This is a genomic window from Gluconobacter oxydans, from assembly GCF_006539685.1.
Classification (GTDB): domain Bacteria; phylum Pseudomonadota; class Alphaproteobacteria; order Acetobacterales; family Acetobacteraceae; genus Gluconobacter; species Gluconobacter oxydans.
In genome coordinates, this window is the sequence record NZ_BJNM01000062.1 from 1 (window position 1) to 4,660 (window position 4,660).

The window sequence follows — 4,660 nt, forward strand, 5'->3', positions numbered from 1 at the left end:
AGGCCATCGTGTGGATGGTACGCTAAACAACGTTTGGCATGAACAATAAAGGAACGATCAGGCGGCACGAGCCTGTTTCGACAGATTGAGCGTCTTGCGGCCCGCAGAAGCTGCGGCTTTGTCCCAGAGGAAGTCTCCGGAAAAGGCGATGTGCTCCCATCCCACCGGGGAAGTATGCGCCAGCAGGTCCTCCGGGACGACCGCCGATGTTGAGCGCAGATGTGTGACGGCGGTTTGCAGATAGACTGTATTCCAGTAGACGATCGCCGCGATGACGAGATTGAGGCCCGACGCCCGGTATTGCTGGGCTTCATGGCTGCGGTCGATGATCCGTCCCTGGCGGAAGGTATGGATTGCCTGGGTCAGCACATGCCGCTGCTCGCTGTTGTTGAGCCCTGCCTGACATCTCTGCCGCAGATCAGGGGTTTCGAGCCAGTCGAGCATGAACAGAGTGCGCTCGATCTTGCCGATTTCCTGGAGTGCGACGTCGAGCCGATTCTGGCGCTCATAGGCAGCAAGCTTGCGCAACATCCTGGAGGGCGCGACATGCCCGGCCTTGATTGATCCGACAAGCCGCAGCACGTCCTCCCATTGTTCCCGAATGATGTCGGTGCAGATGGTTTTGCCAAGCAGCGGGCTGATGGAGGCATAGGAACTGGCCGGTGCGATGGACGCCAGGCGTCTATCCGGAAAGTCGCGCAGGCGTGGGCAAAAGCGAAAACCCAACAGGGCGCAGAGCGCGAAGACATGGTCGGTGGCACCACCCGTGTCGGTATAATGCTCGGTGATTTTAAGCCCCGTTCCATGATTGGTCAGGCCGTCGAGCACGTATGGCGCTTCGTGTGTCGCAGCCGAGATGACCTTCACATGGTATGGGGCGCGCTGATCAGACACATGCGTGTAAAAGCTGAACCCATGGTCGACGCCATAGCGGGCATTGACGTCTCCGCCTGAGGCACCGCGCTTGGCCCCGCGAAAGAACTGTCCATCGGAGCTTGAACTCGAACCCTCACCCCAGATGCGGGAAAATGGCAGACGATGGTGAGAGTCGATGAGGATAGCCAGCGCCTTGCGGTAATTTTCGTCGCGGACGTAAGCGTCGTGGGTCCAGAAGAGCTGATCACGGGTAACGCCGTGACTCGCGGCAGCCATGCGTGACAGCCCCAGATTGGTAGCGTCCGCCAGAATGGCAGCAAGCAACGCGTTCTCGTGGGGGCAGGCTTCGCCCGTGCGCAGGTTGGTAAAGGCGTTCAAAAAACCGGTGGCCTGCGCCACCTCGTGCAGCAGCTCCGTGATGCGGATTGGCGGCATCAGGGCGTTGAGCTGTTGCGCCAGGTCTTCCGCCTTGGGAGGCGTTGTTGCGCGTATCGGCGATATCTGGAGGTGCCCGTCTCGGAATCGTACGCCTTGCAAAGCGTCGCGTTTCAGGCTTTGCGCAAACTTCTTCAGGCGTTTATCCAATTCGCGAGCGCGCTGATCCAGCCATTCATCCGCCGACAGGGGAAGGTCAAGTTCGGCAATGAACGGTTTTGCCTGCTCCGTACTGAGCATGTAGCTGTCGAAGCGACGATAATTGGCCGACCGCTCGATCCACACATCACCGGAACGCAGCTTGTTGCGCAAATGCGCGAGCGTCGCGATTTCCCACAGACGCCGGTTGGGCTTGTCATCCTGATCGATAACGATCTTCTGCCATTCCTTGCGAAACGGCATCGGTGCGTCGCCAGGTAAATCGCGTTTGCCTGCTCTGTTGAGGTTCCGCAACAACGTGATCGCAGCCAGGGTCTTGGCGCCTCCTCTTCCTGCCTGGAATTCCAGCGTTTCCAGCAGATCGGGCGCGAATTTTCGAAGGGTAATATAACGCTCCGCAGCGGCTGTCAGAGGATCGAGGTCGGCAGTCCTGGCGATCGCCCCAACCTCTGACCTTGCTTTCAACAGGGTCGCCCATCCGACCGTGGCATCCAGAGTTTCCATGGGATCTCTGCCGTCGCTGGCCGCCTCGGCCAAGGCATCGATGGTCGCCTGAAACAGGCGCATCAGGCGTGCGACGTTCTTCGACGTTGCCGAAAAGCTGCGGGCCTTTGTGTTCCGTGCCCGGGTAAAGATGCTGCCGACCAGCTTGTCAGCCATGTCCAGGGCGCTGTCCGTCAGACGTTCCTCGGCATCGATCAGGAAAGCGACGAGCGTGGCGTAACGGCGTGATGGCGTGTAGCGCTCGATCATCGAGGCCGGAGATATCCGGCCTTCCCGGACGTATTGGTGAAAGCGGTCGATGTGAATGCGCTTGGCGACGACGGGATCAATCCCGATCTGTCGAACCTGTCTCAACAATTCCAGAATGCGCTTGATGTGATCCGGCTTGACGGCAACCGGTATGGTCTTGAGCGAGGCAAGTTGGCTGATGCTCCCTTCAGGCGTTGTGGCGAAAAGCCGATCCAGCGCCGTGACCTGATCGCCTGTGAGGCCCTGCGTTAACGCCTGCGCGGTCTTCCGTCGGGCCCGCGCCCGTCCCGCAATGCTGGCGCGTTCGATGGTTGAAATCGAAGGGAGTGCGATTTTGGCATGGCGTAGCGCGTCCATCACGGCCCGGACGATTACGATGCCGCTGTCCGTGGCCCAGGCTGCGTTTGCCGCAGCCTCGATCATGAACGGGATATCGACTCTCTGGGGCGCGCGCAGGCCAAGGATCGTCATCAGATCGCGGGCATGATCGGTCATCGTCTGCTCCCGCGCGGCGTAATCGGCGAGGTCGCTGCCGGAAAGCTCAAGTTGGTCTGCCACGAAGGCGACCAACGCGGATGGCGTCGATCCGACGTCCTGCACAAACTGAGCCAGTGTTGTTCCCGGGTGCCTGAGTAACGCCAGTTGCACGGCAACGCCCATCTGGGTGCGTCGCCTGCGCCGGGAACCGATGATATCCAGATCCGATGGCTCGAAAGTGTAAAGGCGGACCAGACTGTCCCGGTCTGTCGGGATGGCGAGCATCTGATCCCGTTCCTGGGCTGTCAGCAGGTGATGTTTGAGCCTGGTCACGCTGTCATTCCGTCCACAAAAGGTCAGTCTCGGCTATGGACAGCGGAGAGTAAAGAGACGCATTATGTGGACGGATATTGTCGATCCGGAATGGTCATTCACTCAGTGTCCACAGAACGGTCGTTTGGGAGACGGTGCCATGGGCGGCATTCTGGGATACGCGCGTGTCAGTACCGGTGATCAGGATGTGGCCGGGCAGCGTATGCGATTGGAAGAAGCCGGTACGATCCGTGTGTTCACCGATGTGATGTCGGGCAAGAGCATGGAGCGACCAGGACTGGACGAGCTGCTGGAATACGCACGCAAGGGCGATACGCTTGCGGTTGTGCGGCTCGACCGCCTCGGTCGTTCACTGGGAGAGTTGCTGACAACGGTGACCATGCTCCGCTCACGCGGAATAGCGTTGCTCAGCCTGGAGGAGAAAATCGACACTTCCTCCGCAGCCGGAGAGCTGATCTTCCACGTCTTCGGCGCCATTGCGCATTTTGAGCGGCGACTGATCTCAGAACGTACACGCGACGGGATTGCAGCGGCGAGAGCAAAGGGCAGGCTGCCGGGGCGGCAGCCGCTCGACAACGACAAGATCAGCGCGGCGCTAAAACTTATCGCGGCGAGCGTGTCGCCGACTGAAGCGGCGCGTCAGCTCGGGATCGGGCGATCGACTGTCTATCGCGAGATGAAGCGTCTTGGCGTCGCGCGGCCGACACCATCGGCTGTATCATGACAACAGACGATCAAGTGGTTCTCAGCGCGCGCGAGAAAGAAGCTCTACGTCTGCTTCTGGTCGGCCATGACGCGAAATCCATCGCCAATACGCTTGGTCTGTCGGTGCACACAATAAATGACCGCCTACGCGATGCGCGGCGCAAGCTGGGCGTTTCGAGCAGCCGTGAAGCTGCCCGACGTCTCGCCGAGATGGATGGGGGCACCCCCAATAATGTCGGCCCCAAAGAAATTGGGGGTGCCGAAGCAACTTCTTCGGTGGATAGAGCCAAAGAGCCAGTACCGCCGCGATCGTCGGGGCATCGCCTGGCGTGGCTTACCGGAGGAATGCTTATCATGTCTCTTATCATTGCGGCCGCAGCGCTTTTGACCATCAGCGGGCAGGACGACGCCCGGGTTTCCGCCCAGAATATTTCGACAAGCATTGCCCGTCCTGCCGAAACAAAGGCATCGGCCGATGCCCGCAAATGGGTCGAATTGCTTGATGAAGGGCAGTGGGATGCAAGCTGGCAAGCCGCAGGCACACTGTTCAAGGCAAAGATCACCCCGGCGCAGTGGGCCACTACGATCCAGTCTGTACGACAACCGTTGGGACGCCCGTCATCACGCACTTTCCAAAGCGTGATGCAGACAAAAACGCTGCCGGGCGCGCCAGCGGGTGACTATCAGATCATTCAGTTCCAGACGCGTTTCGCTAACAAACCCAACGCGGTTGAAACCGTCGTACTTTCGCGTGAACAGGCATATTGGCGCGTTAGCGGATATTTCATCCGCTAACTTCCGTGCTGCTTGCCGTTGTTCAACAAAGAAACAGCGGCTTGCCCTCAGGCAAGATCACGCTACCCAGACGTTCTTCTACTGTTCATGCTAAACGTTGTTTAGCGTACTTTCCACACGATGGCCT

Annotated in this window: 3 protein-coding genes; 2 read left to right on the top strand and 1 reads right to left on the bottom strand. The window is 59.4% G+C overall.

Translation table 11 applies throughout. The features are described from left to right. Positions 1 to 57: 57 nt before the first annotated feature. A complete protein-coding gene (locus GOX01_RS12215; protein WP_141259268.1) occupies positions 58 to 3,033 on the bottom strand; it encodes a Tn3 family transposase in 2,976 nt (991 codons plus the stop codon). 139 nt (positions 3,034 to 3,172) lie between these two features. On the opposite strand from GOX01_RS12215, the gene GOX01_RS12220 reads away from it, so the two are divergent. Next, positions 3,173 to 3,757, top strand: coding sequence for a recombinase family protein (locus tag GOX01_RS12220; RefSeq protein ID WP_010516174.1), 585 nt, complete (start codon positions 3,173 to 3,175; stop codon positions 3,755 to 3,757). Further along, complete coding sequence (locus GOX01_RS12225; protein WP_081106999.1) at positions 3,754 to 4,533, top strand: helix-turn-helix domain-containing protein; 780 nt, start codon at positions 3,754 to 3,756, stop codon at positions 4,531 to 4,533. The genes GOX01_RS12220 and GOX01_RS12225 overlap by 4 nt, the downstream gene beginning before the upstream one ends. The last annotated feature ends 127 nt before the right edge of the window (positions 4,534 to 4,660 follow it).

Excerpts from the sequence above, each read along its gene's own strand:
- GOX01_RS12220 (WP_010516174.1), top strand. The coding sequence starts at position 3,173 with ATGGGCGGCATTCTGGGATACGCGCGTGTCAGTACCGGTGATCAGGAT.
- GOX01_RS12225 (WP_081106999.1), top strand. The coding sequence starts at position 3,754 with ATGACAACAGACGATCAAGTGGTTCTCAGCGCGCGCGAGAAAGAAGCT.